Raw genomic sequence first — 17753 nt, 5'->3', positions numbered from 1 at the left:
CAACGGCGGCAACCAGAGCCAGCAACGATCATTGGGGGGAATCATGAACAACAGAAAGACCGTGGTCCTGGCCGGCGCATCCGGCTTCATCGGCGGCTATTTCCGGACGCGCTTCGAACAGGACGGCTGGCAGGTGCGCACCGTCGGCCGCACCGGCGCTGACACAGTCCGCTGGGGCGACGACGACGGACTCACCCGGGCACTTGACGGTGCCGAACTGCTGGTGAACCTCGCCGGACGTTCGGTGGACTGCCGCTACAGCCAACGGAACAAGGCGCAAATCCTGGACTCCCGGGTGTCCACGACGGCGGAACTTGGCCGCGCGGTGGCCCGCTGTTCCGCTCCCCCGGCGACCTGGCTCAACGCCAGCACCGGCACGATCTACCGCCACGCGGAAGACTCACCCCAGTCGGAGCACGACGGCGAGCTGGGTCACGGGTTCTCCGTTGAGGTCGCCCGGGCCTGGGAGTCCGCCCTGGCCGCCGCCGAAACGCCCCTCACGCGCAGGGTCCCGCTCCGGATCTCCATCGTGCTCGGTCCGGGAGGCGGGGTGATGCGGCCTTTCGCGGCTCTCGCCAGGGTCGGCCTCGGCGGGCACATGGGCGGCGGCAGCCAGAAGTTCAGCTGGGTCCATGTGGAGGACCTCTACCGCAGCGCGTTGTTTGTACACCAGCGGACCGACCTCACGGGGCCGGTGAATGTGGCTTCGCCCGACGTCGTGGACAACCGGGAGCTGATGCGCCTGGTACGCCGGGCCCATGGCGTCCCGTTCGGCCTGCCCACGCCCGGCTGGCTGCTGGAGCTCGGCGCCGTGATGATCCGCACCGAGACCGAACTGGTCCTCAAAAGCCGCTGGGTCCAGCCGCGGAAACTGCTGGACGCCGGCTTCATCTTCCGGCACGCCGAGCTGGGCAGGGCACTGCAGGACATCACCGGGCGCCGGGCATGAGCCGGCCGCGGCGTGTGGGGCTTGGCGCCGGCGCGGTGTGGCTCGGCATCCTCGTGACGCATGTGACGTTCTGCCTGGTTCTCGGCGCACGTGTGCATCTGCTCAATTCCGGTGCGGTGTCCGGCGTCTGGTTCGCGGTAATGGCCCTGTTCGTCGGTGCCATCCCCGCGGTAGTCGTCGGCTGGGGCCTGGCCCTGCCCCTGGGCCTGCTGATGCGGCCGGTCGCAAGGCAGTGGCTGCATGTCGCTGCCTTCGGCATCCTGGGCCTTGCCCTGGGCATGCCTTTTGGAGGGTTCAACTCTCCGCCGGACTTGTTCACAGCCGCTGCGATGGGAACGTCGGCTGCGGTGGGCCGCCTTGCTGTTTGGAAGCTTGCCCGGCAGTCCGACGACGGCGGGTCGCCGGCACACGCACCCGACGTCCCGTAGCCAGCCGTTCAGTCATATTGGTCATACGCACAATGCGGTGTTTTTAGGCGCGGTGGCAGTATGGGTGGATGACTTCTGTTGCTGTTGACACGTATCCCGCCGTCGCCCTGACCATTGCCGGTTCCGAGGCGACGGGCGGTGCCGGTGCACAGGCTGACCTGAAGACGTTCCAGGAACTGGGTGTCTTTGGCATCGCCAACCTGACCTGCATCGTTTCCTTCAACCCGAACGACAACTGGAACCACCGTTTTGTACCGGTGGACCAGCAGGTTATCGCGGACCAGCTGGAGGCGACGACGTCGGCGTACGGCGCCGCGTCCGGCGCACCTTCCGTGCTGGACACCGTAAAGATCGGCATGCTGGGCAGCCCCGCCACGATTTCGACCGTGGCGTCCGCGCTGGCTGCCGGCGGGTTTGCCAACGTGGTGCTGGACCCGGTGCTGATCTGCAAGGGCCAGGAACCGGGCCACGCGCTGGACACGGACGAGGCACTGAAGGCACAGATCCTGCCGCTGGCCACCTTTGTCACGCCCAACCATTTCGAAGCCGAGTCGCTGTCCGGCCTGGAAATCACCGACGTCGAATCCCTCAAAGCGGCAGCCATCCGCATCCATGAGCTGAGCGGAGCCGCAGTGCTGGCCAAGGGCGGCGTGCGCCTGGCCGGGCCCGACGCCGTCGACGTCTTTTACGACGGCGACATCCTGGAAATCCTCTCCGCCCCCAAGGTGGGCGAAGTAGCCGTGTCCGGTGCCGGCTGTTCCCTTGCCGCCGCAGTGACCGCCGAGCTGGCCAAGGGCGCCACCCCGCTTGAGGCTGCCCGCACGGCGAAGGCTTTTGTGACGGCCGGGATCCACAACCGCGTGGCCTCGGGCGCCCCGTTCGACGCCCTCTGGCAGGGCGGCCCGCGCTAACCCCGCCCGCGCTCACGACGCTCTCTCACTTCTGGCGCGAAAATCCAGGACGCTCTCTCACTTCTGCCGCGAAAATCCACGACGCTCTCTCACTTTCCTCAAGAAAGTGAGAGAGCGTCCTGTTGTAAGCGGCAGGATCTGAGAGAGCGTCCGCCTAGGAACGGGGGTCGGCCACCGTCCCCATGAAGAGCGGCAGCCCGGTTTCGACGTGCACAATCTCATAGTGGAACGGCCGGTCGAACGTGATGGCCCGTTCAGGCTGCGGCGGCGCACTGGTGACAGCACCGTTGATTTGCGTGACAGCCGCGGCAACCGTGCCCTTTTCCGCGACCGTGATGTTGGCAGCCTGGGCGGCCTGGGTGATCATCATCCTGGGCTGAATGTTGTTGAAATCCTCCGTGGTGGTGAGGGTCTTCCGTAGCCCGAGTGATTCGAAGACCTTCACCAGGTCGAAACTGCATTTGTGGTCCCAGCGGGGCAGCTGGATCTGCACGGTCTCCAGCGGTGCGCTGTCCAGCGTGTCCGCGATGTCCGTGAGCTCCTCAGCACCGAATGCGGTGTCCGCGCCTGCGTCCGGAAGGACCAGCCGCATGACGAAACCGTCGGCGTAAGGCAGGTCCACGCCCTGCCAGCCAGCCCCTTGCGCGTATTTCATCTCCAGCTCGTTGTGCATTGCCAGGGCGTCGATCTTCTCGCCGGCGGCCGTCGTGAAGGGCAGGTCCGAGGTGTCGTTCGGATCAAACGGCACGCTCCAGGCGGACGCGAAGTACAGGGAGTTGAGCAGGCTGAACGTATTGTCGCGATCGTACTTTGCGGGGGCCTCCTTGATCCGGCCACCCGTGTTCCTGTTCACCCAGGCATCGATGGCCGGCTTCGTTGCACCTTCGTTGCTGAAATCCACGGGATAGACGCCGGTTCCATAGTGCCGGGCCAGTGTGTCCAGGAAGGGCTTCCCTGTGGGGACCCCCTTGTCCACAAACAGGCCGTTGGCGGCGTGCATCACGGGCTTCCGCGGCGGGTTGTCCTCATCCACGGAGCCGGGGTCGCCGTCGAACTTCCCGAGTGAGCTGAGCAGCGCGTTCATGGCTTCGTCGCGATGTTCCGCGGGAAGCATCAAGACGCTGTCCATCTCAGCGGCCGTCTCGCCGGATGCCCCGGCGCGGAGCATGGCGAGGGCAATCAGCAGGCTCCCGGGCGAGGACACCACGTTGCCTTTGGAGCCGTCGCCGCCGTCGGCCAGCAGGGCTCCGCCGAGCCCGAAAGCGGAGGCCCGGAAGGAGCGCAGTTCAGCGGCATACGCTGCGCCGTCCACCGAAACCCGATCCACGCCGTCGGCCTTCAGGAGCTCCGGAGAGGACGCCGAACATGCGGTGAGCGCCACCAGGGCACCTGCCGTCGCCAGCCGGGCCACGCGGTACGTTTTCATGTTTCCCCCTTGGACTGCCCCTTGGACGGGCCGTGCAGGCCCCTTGGCAAGCCGGCTTCTGCCGAACTCGTCCTGCCTCTTTCAGTCAACCAGCCTGCCCGCCGCAGAACGATGCCCGCAGGGTTACGGTTTGCCGTCGTTTTGGTCTCGCACGGCGACGCTCTCCCACTTTTCGCAACGTTTTCAGCAACGCTCTCTCACTGCGGGCACCGGCGTACCCTCGTGAGATGACGAAGGAGCGGTGAATGGCACAGCATTTCGACAACGTTGACGAGTACATTGCGTCGTTTCCGGCCGAGGTACAGGGCGCACTTCAGGAAATCCGGCGCAGGTGCCATGAGGCCGTCCCGGAGTCCGGCGAGACGATCAGCTACGGCATCCCCAGCATCACTTTGAACGGCAAATACGTGGTCTACTTCGCGGGCTGGGCACACCATATTTCCGTGTACCCCGTCCCGGCCGGCGACGAGGCCTTCGAAGCTGCGATAGCGCCGTACCGGGCAGCCCGGGGAACACTGAAATTCCCCCTGGGCAAGCCGGTCCCGTACGAACTCATCGAAAAGACAGCGGCCCTGCTTGCCGCCGGGCGCCACGGCTCCCAGCCGCCGTCGGACACGCACGACGGCGGGCGGTAGCCGTCGCCGGAAGCGACGGAAACCGCCTGGCCCGGTGAACCGTCGTCGGGCACCTACCGCCGCGGGATGTTGCGCAGGTTGCTCCGGGCCATGCTCACGGCCTCGCCGGCGCCGCGGTTCAGCACCACCTTCGACATGGCGGTCGCGAAGCCAAGGACCTGCGAGCCGGTGATTTTCGGCGGGATCGACAGCGCCTTCGGATCCGTGATGAGCTCCACCAAGGACGGTCCGGGGTGGGCGAAGGCCTCCCGGTAGGCGTCCTCGATCCGGGCAGGATCGGTCACGCGAACAGCGTGGAAGCCAAGCGCGCGGGCGACGGCGGCGTAATCGGCGTCGGGAACGTCAACGCCGAAATCGGGAAGCCCGTCCACGAGCATCTCAAGTTTGACCATGCCCAGCGTGGAGTTGTTGAAGACCACCACGTTCACCGGCAGCCGGTGTGCCGCAACGGTGACGAGTTCGCCCAGCAGCATGGACAGGCCGCCGTCACCGGACACCGAAATGACCTGTCGGCCGGGATAGGCCAGCTGCGCGCCGATCGCCTGCGGCAGGGCGTTGGCCATGGAGCCGTGCAGGTAGGATCCGATCAGCCTGCGCGTACCCAGCGGGTTGATGTAGCGCGCCGTCCAGACATTGCACATGCCCGTGTCCGCGGTGAAAATGGCGTTCTCCGCGGCCACCTGGTCCAGGATCGAGGCCGCGTACTCCGGGTGGATGGGCTGTTTCTTTTCCACCTTGCGGGTGTAGGCGCCCACGGCCTTGTTCATGAGCCGGTCGTGCTTCTTGAGCATCTGGTTGAGGAACCGGCGGCTCTTCTTCCGCGCAAGCAAGGGCATGAGCGCCGAGAGCGTGGGCAGCACGTCGCCATGGACGGCGATGTCGACGTCGGTCCTTCTCCCCAGCTTGTGCGCGGCGCTGTCCACCTGGGCGGTCCGGGTGCCGGGAAGGAACTGGTCGTACGGAAAGTCGGTGCCGAGCAGGATCAGCAGGTCTGCGTCCTCGATGCCCTCCGCCGCGGCGCCGTAACCGAGCAGGCCCGTCATGCCGATGTCGTACGGGTTGTCGTACTGCATGAAGTCCTTACCCCGCAGCGAGTGGCCGATCGGGGCGCCGATGAGTTCCGCGAGGGCCACCACTTCATCGTGGGCGCCCTGCGTTCCCGCGCCGGCAAAGATGGCGACCTTCTCCGCCGCGTTGATGGCATCGGCAAGCTCCCGGACGCTGGCGGCATCCGGAGTGAGCGTGGCGCGCCGGAACGTCGCGGGCAGCGGCGTTCCGCCGGTCGCCTCCAGGCCGGCGATATCGCCGGGAAGGGTCACGACGGCGACTCCCCCGAGCCCGACGGCGTGCTGGATGGCGCTGTGCATCACGCGCGGTGCCTGCTCTGCCGTGCTGACGAGTTCCGAGTACACCGAGCATTCATTGAAGAGCCGGTCCGGATGGGTTTCCTGGAAGTAGCCGCTGCCGATCTGCTTGCTCGGAATGTGCGAGGCGATGGCCAGCACCGGCGCGCCCGAGCGGTTGGCATCGTACAGGCCGTTGATCAGGTGCAGGTTGCCGGGTCCGCACGAGCCGGCACAAACGGCGAGCTTTCCGGTCAGCTGTGCTTCCGCTGCAGCGGCGAAGGCGGCTGCTTCCTCGTGCCGGACGTGGATCCAGTCGATGCCGCCTTGCCCGGAGCCGCCCGTCTTGCGGACGGCGTCGACAATCGGGTTGAGGCTGTCGCCCACGATGCCGTAGATTCGCTGCACACCGGCAGCCTGGAGTTGTTCAATGAGCTGGCTGGCGAGTTCCTTGGCCATGAGTGCACACTCCCGCGATCAGGTTTGATGAGCTGACAGGGCCAATATAGTCGGCCCGCCTTGGGGCGCCTCCCAGGTTTTGGACGAGGACGACGACGGCGGCCCGCCCGCCCCGGGCCTCTCCCGGCCGAACGCTCTCTCACTAAATGCAAGAAATCCCGGCACGCTCTCTCACTTTCCCGAAGAAAGTGAGAGAGCGTCCCGGGATTTGCCACAGGATCTGAGAGAGCGTCCTGGGGCGGTGAGGGGGCGACGGCGGGTGGGCACCCGCCGTCGTACTTTCACTCCAAGCGGATCAGACGTTGAGGAGGTCCTTGTCCTTGCTGTCATCCGCGCGGTTCTGGGACCAGGCGTGGCCCTGTTCGCGGTCCAGGTGCGTGGCCTTCTTGTTCCTGAGCGCGAAGATGTACACCACGAGCGAGATGGCGATGGCCACGGTGACGTAGGTGAAGAACAGGTCCACCCGCTCGGCCTTCTGAAACGCGGCGCCGATCAGCGGGACGGTTCCGCCGAAGAGCGAGTTGGCGATCGCGTAGCCCAGCCCGACGCCGAGCGCGCGGATGGACGCGGGGAACAGCTCCGCCTTCACCAGGGCGTTGATCGAGGTGTAGCCGCCGACGATCAGCAGGCCGCCCATCATGAGCAGGAACGCGGTGAACGGGTCCTTGGTGCCGGCCAGGGTGGAGAGCAGCGGCCAGGTGAACAGGACACCGGTGATGCCGAACCACAGCAGCAGCGGCTTGCGGCCCACCTTGTCCGAGATGATGCCGTAGACGGGCTGCAGCAGCATGAAGATGAACAATGCCCAGAAGTTGATGACCGAGGTGTCGGTCTTCGCGATACCGGACGTATCGTTCATGAACTTCAGGATGAAGTTGGTGTAGGTGTAGAACGCCACCGTGCCGCCGAGGGTGACGCCGATGCAGATGAGCAGCGGCTTCCAGTACTGCGTGAACAGCAGCTTCATGGTGCCAGGCTGTGCCACACCCGCAACAGCCGGAATCTTGGCAGCTTCGACTTGCTCCGCCGAGACGGTTTCCTCCATCGAGCGCCGCAGCCACAGGACCACCAGGGCAGCTACGCCCCCGATGGCGAACGGGATACGCCAGCCCCACTCCGTCAGGTCGCCCTTGGGCATGACGTTCTGCAGGATGACGAGGACCAGCAGGGCCATCATCTGGCCGCCGATCAGGGTGACGTACTGGAAGCTGGAGAAGAAACCGCGGCGCTTGGACGTGGCGGCCTCGGACATGTACGTGGCGCTGGTGCCGTATTCGCCGCCCACGGAGAAGCCCTGGACCAGGCGGATGAGGATCAGCAGCACGAGTGCCCAGACGCCGACCTGCTGCGTTGTGGGCAGAAGCGCGATCGCGAAGGAGCCCGCGGACATCAGCGTGACGCTGAGCGTCAGCGCGGCCTTGCGGCCCTTGCGGTCCGCGTAACGGCCGAAGAACCAGGCGCCAATGGGGCGCATCAGGAACGACGTCGAGAACACCGCCATCGCTTCCAGGCCGGCCTGCAGCTCGTCCTTGGAGTTGAAGAAGTGGGACTGGAAGTAGGCGGCAAAGACTGTGTAGACGTAGAGGTCGTACCACTCCACCAGGTTGCCGGCCGAGCCTTTGAGGATGTTGCTCACGGCGCGGCGGGTCTGGGCTGACTCACTCCGGATTTCGGCTTGCTGGGTGCTCATCGCTGAACCTCGCTTGACTGTGCTCCCGGGAACCGTTCCGGGCCTACTTCTGTGCTGTCCATGGCAACATTGCTCATGGTTCCTCCTCGACATTGACGGTCCTCCGAAAGCCGAGGACCCATCCAAGCTATTGGTGATCCAACCCACAACCAACGTGGAGGGGGAATTCCTAACACTTCCTTAGGTTTCGCTGGTACAAGGGATAATCTCCACAGCGGGCAGATCGAAGATGCCCCGTCAACGAACAGGACCAGGCAATGGATGTGCTCATCGTCGAGGACGACGACGCGATGGCGTCCGCCCTCGATGCGGCGGTGGTTTCCGCCGGACACACGGCCTTCCGGGTTGCCCGCGGGGCTGACGCGCTCCTTGAGCACCGCCGGTTCGAGGTCATCCTCCTGGACCTGGGACTTCCGGACATGGACGGCCTCGACGTGCTCCGGAAGCTCCGCCAGGTCACCCCGGTCCCCATCCTGATCCTCACCGCCCGCGACGACGAGCGCAGCGTGGTCCTTGGCCTGCGGTCGGGAGCCGATGACTACCTCGTCAAGCCGGTGAAACTGGTTGAACTGCTGGCCCGCATCGAAGCCGTGACAAGGCGTGCAGGCCGCGCAAAGGACAGCAGGCAGCGGAGCATCGTGCTGGGGGAACTTGAGGTGGACCTCGAACGCCGCGTCGCCGCGGTCGGTCCCAGGGTCCTGCCTCTGACCGCCACTGAATTCGACCTGCTCGCACTCCTGGCCGGCCACGCAGGATCGGTGGTCACCCGGGAGCAGATCCTGGATGCACTGTGGGGGGACGCCTTCCTGGCGTCCTCGCGTTCCCTCGACGTGCATCTGACGGGTCTCCGGGCAAAGCTCCAGCTCCCCGGTTTCATCATCAACGTGCGCGGAGTGGGCTATCGGGTTGAGGCGAATCCCGCGTGAAGCTGCGTGTCCTCGGAATCCTGAGTGTGCTGTCCGTCCTCATCGTCATCTTCGCCTCCACCGCCCTCCTGACTTCGGCCAGCCGGGAGCTCACCCAGGAGCTCCAGATCAACCGGGCGGCTGCGCTCAACAGGCTCGCGCAGGTGGCGTTCGACGCCGCGAACGACGGTGAATCCATCCAACTGCAGGCAGAGATGGACAGGTACTCGGAACTGTACGGTGAGGGGGTACTGATCCGCCTCCAGCAGGGCACCCTGCACTCAGGCGGCCTGACCGAGGACAGGGCGGACGTCCGCGATGCTGTTGCCCGGGCAAAGCTGAACCTTAGCGACACCACCCTCAGTCCGATTCAGCCGTTTGGAGCCGGTTCCGAGCTGATCTCACGCTCCTTCGGCAGCGCAAGCCAGGTTCTTGGCGAGGCGGTCCTGGAGGTCAATCTGGATGCGGCCCGGCAGAAACTCCGGGAACGGTGGCTCCTCGTCGGAGTGGCGGCGGCCGCCCTCGCCGCAGTGCTCCTCCTCGGCGCGGCGCGGGTGACACGATGGGTGCTGCGCCCGGTGCACCGCCTGAATTCGGCGGTGACGGAGCTCGAGGCAACAGGCCGGGCAGGGCAGCTCCCGGAGGACGGGCCACCGGAGCTTCGGGAACTGAGCCGTTCCTTTACCAGGATGGCCCGGACGGTCAGCGACAGCATCGATTCCCAGCGCCAGTTGATTGCCGACACCTCCCACCAGCTGCGCAATCCCGTGGGCGCCCTGCGCCTGAGGATCGACCTGCTGCAGCTTGAACTGCAGACAGCCCGGGAACACAACGCGGCAGCCGGAGTCCTGGCGGAACTCGAACGTGTGGAAGAGATCCTTGACGGGGTGTTGAAGCTGGCGACGGCCGAGCACAGGGCCTTCGAAGACTCTGCCGGAGGTCCGCCCGGGACTCCTTCGCGCGGGTTCCGTGCCGTCATTGATCCGTACCCCGTCCTGCAGGAAGAAACCGAACGGGCAGAACCGGCGGCGCGGCGCAGCAGCTCATCGATCCTGCTGGAGGATCCGCCGGACCCGGCGGTGCACATCGCCTGCAATGCCGCAGAACTGGCACAGATGGTGGGGGAACTGATCAACAACGCCATCAAATACGCCGCCGGCGCCCGGATATCCGTGGCCGTCCGTGTACGGCCGCACGCGGTTGCCGTAGAGGTCTCCGACGCCGGCCCAGGGCTTTCCGCTGAGGAACGGGCCGCCGCCACCAGCCGGTTTTGGCGCTCCCCGCAGCACCGGGAGATCCGCGGCAACGGCCTGGGCATGACCATTGTGGACAAACTGGCGGGAGCCAACGGGGGCCGCCTGCTGCTGACGGAAACCTCGCCGCACGGCCTGACCGCGCGCATCGAGTTTCCGCGCGCCATGGCCCTGCCGGGGCCGGAGGGCTTGTCATGACCGGCGTGGCTGACCTGGCCGGAACCCTTCCGCCGCGGAGGGCGGCCCTCAAGGCCGGGCTGGCCGCCGGCCTAGCCGGACTGCTCATCCCGGCCCTCAACGCCTGCACTGCCGATGATAAGCCAGGCACCGTGACCGTGGCCGGGGGTGAGCCGGGAGGCTTCTATCTTGAATTTGCAACGCTGCTGGCGGACGCCATCCAGCGCCATGGCGTGGCCGGCAGTGCTTCAGCCCTGACAACCGGTGGCAGCCTCGACAACCTGGAACAGCTTCTGAGCGGTCGGGCCACGTTCGCCGTCGCGCTGGCGGATGCCGCAGCCCGGAAAATGCCGGCGGGCAGCCCGTCGAACGTGGGAATCGCGGCCATCGGAAGAGTGTACGAAAACTACGTCCACTGCGTGGTCCGGAAGGACGGCGGCATCAGTAACCTCACGGAACTGGCCGGCAGGACCGTGGCTGTGGGCGAGCCCGGTTCAGGAACGTCACTCACTACCCCGCGCCTGCTTGAGGCCGCCGGGCTGGCTTCCGTGGCTGTGGGCGATGCTCCCGCCGCCGGGGTCGAAAAGACGGTCACGGTAATGAACCTCGGTCTCAATGCGGGGCTTGCGGCGCTGCAGAACGGGTCAGTGGACGCGCTGTTCTGGTCCGGCGGCGTGCCCACGTCCGCCATTGCCGCCACCCACCATGAGGTCGGACTCGGACTCCTGGACCTCTCCCCGCTGCTGCCGGCGCTGCGGAGCAAGTACGGCGCTTTCTACGACCGGGTGCTGATCCCGGCAGGCGCCTACGAGGGCATCCCTGCTGTCTGGGCCGTGGGCGTGGCGAATCTGCTCCTGTGCCGCAGCGACCTGGATGAGCGAACGGTGAAGAGAACCGTCGAACTGCTGGTGGACCATGCCGAGGAACTGATCCCCCGTTCCAGCCTGGGGGTCCAGTTCCTGAGCCCGGAATCGCTGATCAACACGGCCGGCCTGCCGCTGCACCCGGCAGCCGCTGCCGCCTACCGGGAACTGCACGGGTAACGGAGGACGCTCTCTCACTTCCGGCAGCACATGCCGAATCGCTCTCTCACTATCGCCAAGGAAGTGAGAGAGCGTTTCGGAAAAACCCGCAGGAAGTGAGAGAGCGTTTCAGAAAAACCCGCAGGAAGTGAGAGAGCGTTCAGCTCCCCGAGTGCGCCTGCAGGAACGAGTAGACCTCGGTCTCGTCCACGCCGGGGAAGGCGCCCGGCGGCATCGCGGCGAGCAGGTGCGAGTGCGCCCGCGCCGACGGCCAGGCGTTGCCCGCCCACTCGGACGTCAGCGACACCGGCGGGCGGCGGCAGCAATTCTCGTCCGGGCAGGTGGACTTGGACCGTTCCGTCGTATCCCGGCCGCGGAACCACTTCACCTGCGCGTAGGGGACGCCTACGGAGAGTGAAAATTCGCCGTTGGCCGAGCGTTCGGTCCGTGCCGTGCACCAGTAGGTTCCCGCCGGTGTATCCGTGTACTGGTTGTACGCGCTGAACTTGTCCGGCACATCGAACACCACCCGCGACGTCCAGTTCTTGCACGACGGCTGGCCCTCAATGGCGCCGGTATGATCCTGCGGGAACGTCACGCCGTCGTTCTCGTACGCCTTGTAGATGATGCCGCTCTTGTGCGTCTTCTGGAAGTGCGTGCGGATGTCCAGGTGCTGCGTGGCCAGGTTGGTGAACCGGTGCGCAGCGGTCTCGTAGGACACCGCAAAGGCGTCGCGGATGTCCTCCACGGCGATTTCCTTGGCCTGCTTGGCTTTCTGCAGGAACTCCACGGTGGCCTGCTCGGGCAGCATCAGCGCGGCGGCGAAGTAGTTCGTGGCCACGCGCTGCATCAGGAAGTCCCCGTAGTTCGACGGCGTCTGATGGCCGAGGACATAGTGGCCCAGTGCCTGCAGCAGCACCGAACGGGGGTCATGATCCGAGCGCTGGTTTTGCGTGAGGTAAATTCGGCGGTTCTTAAGATCCGTCACGGAGCGGGTGGAATGCGGCAGATCGCCCACATGGTGGAGGCTGAAACCGAGGTGCCCGGCGATGTCGGCAATGACGTGATGGGACAGCGGGCCGTTCTTGTGCCCCACCGATGCCAGGACCTTCTGCGCCTCCGCCTCATATTCAGGGAAGTAGTTGTTGCGTTCGCGCATCATGGCCCGCAGCTCTGCGTTGGCGCGGCGGGCCTCCTCCGGCGTCGCCACCTGTTCGTTAAGCCTGCGCTCCAGCTCATGCTGCAGGCCCACCATTGACTCCAGAACATCCAGGGGAAGCCGCGAGCTGATGCGGATTTTGGGCAGGTTCAGGGACTCGTAGAGGGGGCTGCGCTGGTAACGCTCCAGCTCGATCTCCAGGGCCGCCCGCCGGTTGGGCGGCTCTGCCCCGAGCAGCTGGTCGATGCTGACATTCAGCGCGGCTGCCAGTTGCTGCAGCAGCCCCAGTTTGGGCTCCCGCTTCCCGTTCTCGATCAGGCTCAGCTGGCTCGGTGCGGTCCCGACGGCGGCACTGAGGTCATCGAGTGTCATGGCCGCCGCTTTGCGCAGGTGGCGGACGCGGCGGCCCAGGCTGATGACGTCCAGTTCGGGGGTGGCAGGGGACGACGGCGGGGTGGCGGCTTTGCGGTTCCAGCTCGTAGGCGACATTTATTGAGCATACGCGAAGAAACGCATTTCTTTCCATGGATTTCATCTAGTAACCCTCTTGAAAGTGCAGAAAAGTAGATCTCACGGAAAGAAACACCGCACCGGTCCAGCCGGTCCCCCACTGCAAAGGCGCAGGGCGGGGCCGGCCAGGACACCCGGAGCACAAACAAGGAGACAACGATGACTGCAGCATTTGAGCCCACCCAGCAGACGCCCGAGCAGCAGGCCGCAGCACTGGAGCTCGAGTGGGCCGCCAACCCCCGCTGGGAAGGTGTGACCCGTGACTACAAGGCAACGGACGTCGTCCGACTCCGCGGCCGCGTCTCCGAAGAGCACACCCTGGCCCGCCGCGGTTCCGAAAAGCTGTGGAAGCAGCTGACCGAAGAGCACAAGACCGGCGGCTACACCAACGCCCTCGGCGCCCTCACCGGCAACCAGGCCGTGCAGCAGGTCAAGGCCGGGCTCCGCGCCATCTACCTCTCCGGCTGGCAGGTTGCCGCGGACGCCAACAACTCCGGCCACACGTACCCGGACCAGTCGCTGTACCCGGCCAACTCCGTTCCCACGGTGGTCCGCCGCATCAACAACGCCCTCCTCCGCGCCGATCAGATCGAGTTCTCCGAAGGCATCCAGACCGTCGAGGACTGGATGGTGCCGATCGTCGCTGACGCCGAGGCCGGCTTCGGCGGCCCGCTGAACGCCTACGAACTCATGAAATCCATGATCCAGGCCGGCGCCTCAGGCGTTCACTGGGAGGACCAGCTCGCTTCCGAGAAGAAGTGCGGCCACCTCGGCGGCAAGGTGCTCATCCCCACCCAGCAGCACGTCCGCACCCTGAACGCGGCCCGCCTGGCCGCCGACGTCGCCGGCACGCCGTCCGTGGTCATCGCCCGCACCGACGCTGAGGCAGCAACCCTGATCACCTCCGACGTCGACGAGCGCGACCAGGAATTCATCCTCCGCGAAGGCGGACAGCCGGTCCGCACCCCGGAAGGCTTCTACAAGGTCCGCAACGGCATCGAACCCTGCATCGCCCGCGCCAAGGCCTATGCCCCGTACTCCGACCTCATCTGGATGGAGACGGGCACCCCGGACCTCGAACTTGCCCGCAAGTTCGCCGAAGCCGTCAAGGCCGAGTTCCCGGACCAGATGCTCTCCTACAACTGCTCGCCGTCGTTCAACTGGCGCAAGCACCTGGACGACGCCACCATCGCCAAGTTCCAGCGTGAACTTGGCGCCATGGGCTTCACGTTCCAGTTCATCACACTGGCCGGATTCCACGCCCTGAACTACTCGATGTTCGATCTTGCCCACGGCTACGCCCGTGAAGGCATGAGCGCCTACGTCGAGCTGCAGGAAAAAGAATTCGCCTCCGAGTCCCGCGGCTACACCGCGACCAAGCACCAGCGCGAAGTCGGCACCGGCTACTTCGACGACATCGCCACTGCGCTCAACCCGAACGCATCCACCCTCGCCCTGGTCGGATCGACCGAAGAGGGCCAGTTCCACTAACCATTTCACCGCCCAAGGTGAGCTGATCATGACGCTCACCGGAAGGCACGACGGCGGCCGGCACCCCTGGCGCCCATGCCACCAGGGGTCGAAAAAGGTGATCCGGAAGCGTGCGTAAAAGGGGCCCTGACCCCGCCCGGCCGAGCTCTGCGAGGCCCGGGCGGGGTCGGGGAATAGCACGCGGAGGATTGCCTTTTTCGACCCCAACCCGTACACCGCCGTCGAACTCCCTTTTCGTCTTTAAGGAGACAGAAATGAACAGCTTCACTGACAACTTCACCATCAACGGGATCACTTTGACCGCGCAGCCTATTTGCCGGCAGGGCGAGGTTCTTACTCCGGATGCTTTGGCGTTTGTGGCCAGGCTGCACCGGGCCACCACGGAACGGCGACAGGAGCTGCTCCAGGGCCGCCGCAACCGTCGGGCCGAGATCGCCAAGGGCCAGGATCCGCGGTTCCTCCGCGAGACCGAGTCCGTGCGCAATGATCCGAACTGGCGCGTTGCTCCGCCCGCTCCGGGACTGGAGGACCGCCGTGTCGAAATCACCGGCCCGGTGGACAAGAAGATGACCATCAACGCACTGAACTCCGGCGCCAAGGTGTGGCTGGCGGACATGGAAGACTCCTCCACGCCGTCGTGGCGCAACGTCATCCAGGGCCAGCTCAACCTGACGGACGCACTGGAACGCCGGATCGACTTCACCTCCCCCGAGGGCAAGGACTACAAGCTCCGCCCGGCCGGCGAACTGCCCACCATCGTGGTCCGCCCCCGCGGCTGGCACCTGCCGGAAAAGCACATGCTCATCGACGGCGAACCGATCGCCGGCGGCATCGTGGACTTCGGCCTGTACTTCTTCCACAATGCCCGCCGCCTGCTGGCCCAGGGCAAAGGCCCGTACTTCTACCTGCCGAAGATCGAGAACCACCTCGAAGCACGCCTGTGGAACGACATCTTCATCCTCGCCCAGGACCTGCTGGGCATCCCGCAGGGCACCATCCGCGCCACCGTGCTGATCGAGACCATCACGGCCTCCTTCGAAATGGAAGAGATCCTCTACGAGCTGCGCGACCACGCGGCGGGCCTGAACGCCGGCCGCTGGGACTACATCTTCTCCATGATCAAGAACTTCCGCACCCGCGGCCCCCGCTTTGTCCTGCCCGACCGGGTGCAGGTGACCATGACGGCCCCCTTCATGCGCGCCTACACGGAGCAGCTGGTCCGCGCCTGCCACAAGCGCGGCGCCATGGCGATCGGCGGCATGGCCGCGGCCGTTCCCAACCGCAAGGACGAGGAAGCCAACGCCATCGCCTTCGAAAAGGTCCGCGCGGACAAGACCCGCGAGGCCAACGACGGCTTTGACGGCTCCTGGGTGGCGCACCCGGACCTGGTGCCCGTCTGCCGCGAAGTGTTCGACGCCGTTCTCGGCGAAAAGCCCAACCAGCTGGACCGCCTCCGCGAAGACGTCATCCCGGACGACCGCGCGCTGCTGGACATTGCCTCCACAAAGGGCACCATCACCGAGCAGGGCATCCGGAACAACATCGAGGTGGGCATCCGCTACATCGAATCCTGGCTGCGCGGCAACGGTGCCGTGGCCATCCACAACCTGATGGAGGATGCCGCCACCGCGGAAATCTCCCGTTCGCAGCTGTGGCAGTGGATCTTCTCCCGCGCCATCACCGACCACGGCGAAATCATTACCCGCGAGTGGGTGGAGGACCTCCTGGACGAGGAATTCGCCCGGCTGGAACGCTTCGAAGGCGACCGCTTTGCCGACGCACGGGACATCTTCGAGGAAGTCACCCTGGCCGAGGCATTCCCCACGTTCCTGACGCTGCCGGCCTACGCCCGCTTCCTGCACGAGGCCCGGGACCGTTCCGAGGAACCGGTCGAGGATGCGGAGCTCGTCGCCGCCTGACCCGCGGTAGTCGAGCCTTACCTCCGGTATCCGGGAAGATTTCCGTTCGCCGGGCTGCCACGCCCTCCGCAACAGGCACCCCGAAATCCGGGGCGGCGGCCCGGCAACGGAAGAACCATCGAGCGCGAACTGGCAGCTAATGACTTTGCCCCAAGGTTGAGGGCGTTAGCTGCCAGTCCGCGCTTTTTTGTGCGTGAAAGTACGACGACGGCGGGACGCGTCAGCGGGTCTTCGGCACCTTCCGCACGGAAAGCGTCGTGCCCAGGAAGAACGCCGCCACCGAAGCGAGGATCAGCAGCAGCGGGTTGGTCCAGGACCCGGACAGCCCGTGGACGTAGCCCAGGAGTGTCGGGGCCACCGCGCCTACCGAGTAGCCCACGCCCTGGACGACGGCGGACATCCGGCCCGCCGATGCCTGGTCGCGGGCCAGCTTGATGATGGCAATGAAGATGACCGTGATGCCGCCGCCCTGCGCCGCGCCGCCCACGGAGGACCAGAGCCACCACAGTTCCGGGGCCAGCAGCAGGCCAAGGGGAACGGTCAGCCACAGCAGGCCCAGGGTGACCGCCACCGCCGTCGTACTGGCAAACCTGGCCACCATCGGCACCCCGAGGCCGCCCACAATGGCGAGGATCTGGAAGAGCGAGGACCCGGCGCCGGCAGCGGAGGGCGCCATGCCCAGTTCGTCGATCAGGAAGGTGGGCAGCCACGCGGTGACGCCGTAGTAGGAGAAAGCCTGCCCGGCAAAGCCCGCGGTCAGCCCGGCCGTGATCCAGCGGGACGCCGGCCGAACCCCGGAGGGGCGGGGATCGGACTCTTCGACGGGGGAGGGAACGAAGGCATGCCGGCCCACTGCCATGACCCAGAAGACTGTGGCAGCCACGGCGAAGACCCCGCTGGCCGCAAGCGCGAGCCGCCAGCCGGCCACCTCGGCCAGGGGCGCGGTGACCACCGAAGTGAGGAAGGACCCGATGTTAAGGGCCGCGGTGTAAATACCCATGGCGGTCCCCTGCCGCTGCGGCGAAAAGTCCCGCCGGATGATCAGCGGCACGGCGATGTTGCCGATGGTGATGGCCACGCCGATGATCGCGGTGCCGAACAGCACCAGGCCGCCGTTTCCGGCCGAGCGGACAATCACGCCGGCCAGCACGCCCAGAAGCGTAAGCATGATGGCAAATTCCGCCCCGAATTTTCGGCCTGCAAACGACGCGAGCGGAGCCGCCAGCGAAAAGCACAGCACCGGGATACCGGTCAGCAGCCCCAGTTCCACAGGGGAGAACCCGAGGTCCTGCTGCATCGGCCCCACTACCGGGGCCACCGCCACGAACGGGCCGCGCATGTTCAGCGCGATGAGTCCGATGCTCGCCAGCAGGATCCAGCCGCGCGGAATCCTGGCGAGGATGTTCGCCGTCATGAGGCGGGCTGCGGCTTGGTGCGGGAGCTGGAAATCCGTGTCATCAAGTCATTGCTATCATG

The 17753-nt window shown here is 66.0% G+C and carries 14 protein-coding genes; 9 read left to right on the top strand and 5 right to left on the bottom strand.

Annotated elements, in window-relative coordinates:
* Positions 1-43: 43 nt before the first annotated feature.
* The 3 genes from ACSQ12_RS03225 (at position 44) to ACSQ12_RS03215 (ending at position 2288) form a co-directional block, all read left to right on the top strand.
* Positions 44-949, top strand: coding sequence for a TIGR01777 family oxidoreductase (locus ACSQ12_RS03225; RefSeq protein ID WP_436064304.1), 906 nt, complete (start codon positions 44-46; stop codon positions 947-949).
* Positions 946-1377 carry a hypothetical protein gene (locus ACSQ12_RS03220; protein ID WP_436064303.1) on the top strand — a complete coding sequence of 144 codons (432 nt, stop codon included), beginning with the start codon at positions 946-948 and terminating at the stop codon, positions 1375-1377. Before ACSQ12_RS03225 ends, ACSQ12_RS03220 begins: the two co-directional genes overlap by 4 nt.
* Positions 1378-1445: 68 nt before the next feature.
* Positions 1446-2288, top strand: coding sequence for a hydroxymethylpyrimidine/phosphomethylpyrimidine kinase (locus ACSQ12_RS03215; RefSeq protein ID WP_436064302.1), 843 nt, complete (start codon positions 1446-1448; stop codon positions 2286-2288).
* Positions 2289-2442: 154 nt separating this feature from the next.
* Here ACSQ12_RS03215 and ACSQ12_RS03210 read toward each other — a convergent pair whose 3' ends face one another.
* A complete protein-coding gene (locus ACSQ12_RS03210; RefSeq protein WP_436064301.1) occupies positions 2443-3714 on the bottom strand; it encodes a serpin family protein in 1272 nt (423 codons plus the stop codon).
* 245 nt (positions 3715-3959) lie between these two features.
* On the opposite strand from ACSQ12_RS03210, the gene ACSQ12_RS03205 reads away from it, so the two are divergent.
* Positions 3960-4349: an iron chaperone gene (locus ACSQ12_RS03205; protein ID WP_436064300.1), complete on the top strand. Its 390-nt coding sequence runs from the start codon at positions 3960-3962 to the stop codon at positions 4347-4349.
* Positions 4350-4402: 53 nt separating this feature from the next.
* Here ACSQ12_RS03205 and ACSQ12_RS03200 read toward each other — a convergent pair whose 3' ends face one another.
* Both ACSQ12_RS03200 and ACSQ12_RS03195 read right to left on the bottom strand, forming a co-directional pair.
* Positions 4403-6151: a pyruvate dehydrogenase gene (locus ACSQ12_RS03200; RefSeq protein ID WP_436064299.1), complete on the bottom strand. Its 1749-nt coding sequence runs from the start codon at positions 6149-6151 to the stop codon at positions 4403-4405.
* Between the two features lie 295 nt (positions 6152-6446).
* Positions 6447-7841, bottom strand: a complete 1395-nt coding sequence (locus ACSQ12_RS03195) for an MFS transporter (protein WP_436064298.1) — start codon at positions 7839-7841, stop codon at positions 6447-6449.
* A 257-nt stretch (positions 7842-8098) separates the two neighbouring features.
* On the opposite strand from ACSQ12_RS03195, the gene ACSQ12_RS03190 reads away from it, so the two are divergent.
* From ACSQ12_RS03190 to ACSQ12_RS03180, 3 genes are read left to right on the top strand one after another with little or no spacing between them, the layout of a single operon-like run.
* Positions 8099-8767: a response regulator transcription factor gene (locus ACSQ12_RS03190; protein ID WP_436064297.1), complete on the top strand. Its 669-nt coding sequence runs from the start codon at positions 8099-8101 to the stop codon at positions 8765-8767.
* Entirely contained in the window at positions 8764-10197 is a 1434-nt protein-coding gene (locus tag ACSQ12_RS03185; RefSeq protein ID WP_436064296.1) for a sensor histidine kinase, read from the top strand. Before ACSQ12_RS03190 ends, ACSQ12_RS03185 begins: the two co-directional genes overlap by 4 nt.
* On the top strand, positions 10194-11219 hold the full coding sequence (locus ACSQ12_RS03180) for a TAXI family TRAP transporter solute-binding subunit (protein WP_436064295.1): 1026 nt from the start codon (positions 10194-10196) through the stop codon (positions 11217-11219). Before ACSQ12_RS03185 ends, ACSQ12_RS03180 begins: the two co-directional genes overlap by 4 nt.
* 139 nt (positions 11220-11358) lie before the next feature.
* On the opposite strand, the gene ACSQ12_RS03175 is transcribed toward ACSQ12_RS03180, so the two are convergent.
* Positions 11359-12846, bottom strand: a complete 1488-nt coding sequence (locus ACSQ12_RS03175; RefSeq protein ID WP_436064294.1) for a helix-turn-helix domain-containing protein — start codon at positions 12844-12846, stop codon at positions 11359-11361.
* A gap of 180 nt (positions 12847-13026) precedes the next feature.
* On the opposite strand from ACSQ12_RS03175, the gene aceA reads away from it, so the two are divergent.
* Both aceA and aceB read left to right on the top strand, forming a co-directional pair.
* Positions 13027-14358 (top strand): isocitrate lyase, encoded by a 1332-nt coding sequence (gene aceA, locus ACSQ12_RS03170; RefSeq protein WP_209747512.1) that lies wholly within the window; start codon positions 13027-13029, stop codon positions 14356-14358.
* A 254-nt stretch (positions 14359-14612) separates the two neighbouring features.
* On the top strand, positions 14613-16277 hold the full coding sequence (gene aceB / locus ACSQ12_RS03165) for a malate synthase A (protein ID WP_436064293.1): 1665 nt from the start codon (positions 14613-14615) through the stop codon (positions 16275-16277).
* A gap of 220 nt (positions 16278-16497) precedes the next feature.
* Here aceB and ACSQ12_RS03160 read toward each other — a convergent pair whose 3' ends face one another.
* On the bottom strand, positions 16498-17691 hold the full coding sequence (locus tag ACSQ12_RS03160; RefSeq protein WP_436064292.1) for an MFS transporter: 1194 nt from the start codon (positions 17689-17691) through the stop codon (positions 16498-16500).
* Positions 17692-17753 lie beyond the last annotated feature (62 nt).

Origin of the sequence: Arthrobacter sp. LjRoot14, from assembly GCF_964253905.1 — a bacterium.
GTDB lineage: Bacteria > Actinomycetota > Actinomycetes > Actinomycetales > Micrococcaceae > Arthrobacter.
Note: the sequence above shows the minus strand (reverse complement) of the source record. Positions and strands in the feature narration are given on the sequence as shown.

Coding starts and splice junctions, on each gene's coding strand:
- aceA (WP_209747512.1), top strand. CDS start 13,027: ATGACTGCAGCATTTGAGCCCACCCAGCAGACGCCCGAGCAGCAGGCC.
- ACSQ12_RS03190 (WP_436064297.1), top strand. CDS start 8,099: ATGGATGTGCTCATCGTCGAGGACGACGACGCGATGGCGTCCGCCCTC.
- ACSQ12_RS03200 (WP_436064299.1), bottom strand. CDS start 6,151: ATGGCCAAGGAACTCGCCAGCCAGCTCATTGAACAACTCCAGGCTGCC.
- ACSQ12_RS03225 (WP_436064304.1), top strand. CDS start 44: ATGAACAACAGAAAGACCGTGGTCCTGGCCGGCGCATCCGGCTTCATC.
- ACSQ12_RS03195 (WP_436064298.1), bottom strand. CDS start 7,841: ATGAGCACCCAGCAAGCCGAAATCCGGAGTGAGTCAGCCCAGACCCGC.
- ACSQ12_RS03210 (WP_436064301.1), bottom strand. CDS start 3,714: ATGAAAACGTACCGCGTGGCCCGGCTGGCGACGGCAGGTGCCCTGGTG.
- ACSQ12_RS03215 (WP_436064302.1), top strand. CDS start 1,446: ATGACTTCTGTTGCTGTTGACACGTATCCCGCCGTCGCCCTGACCATT.
- ACSQ12_RS03180 (WP_436064295.1), top strand. CDS start 10,194: ATGACCGGCGTGGCTGACCTGGCCGGAACCCTTCCGCCGCGGAGGGCG.
- ACSQ12_RS03175 (WP_436064294.1), bottom strand. CDS start 12,846: ATGTCGCCTACGAGCTGGAACCGCAAAGCCGCCACCCCGCCGTCGTCC.
- ACSQ12_RS03220 (WP_436064303.1), top strand. CDS start 946: ATGAGCCGGCCGCGGCGTGTGGGGCTTGGCGCCGGCGCGGTGTGGCTC.
- ACSQ12_RS03160 (WP_436064292.1), bottom strand. CDS start 17,691: ATGACGGCGAACATCCTCGCCAGGATTCCGCGCGGCTGGATCCTGCTG.
- ACSQ12_RS03205 (WP_436064300.1), top strand. CDS start 3,960: ATGGCACAGCATTTCGACAACGTTGACGAGTACATTGCGTCGTTTCCG.
- aceB (WP_436064293.1), top strand. CDS start 14,613: ATGAACAGCTTCACTGACAACTTCACCATCAACGGGATCACTTTGACC.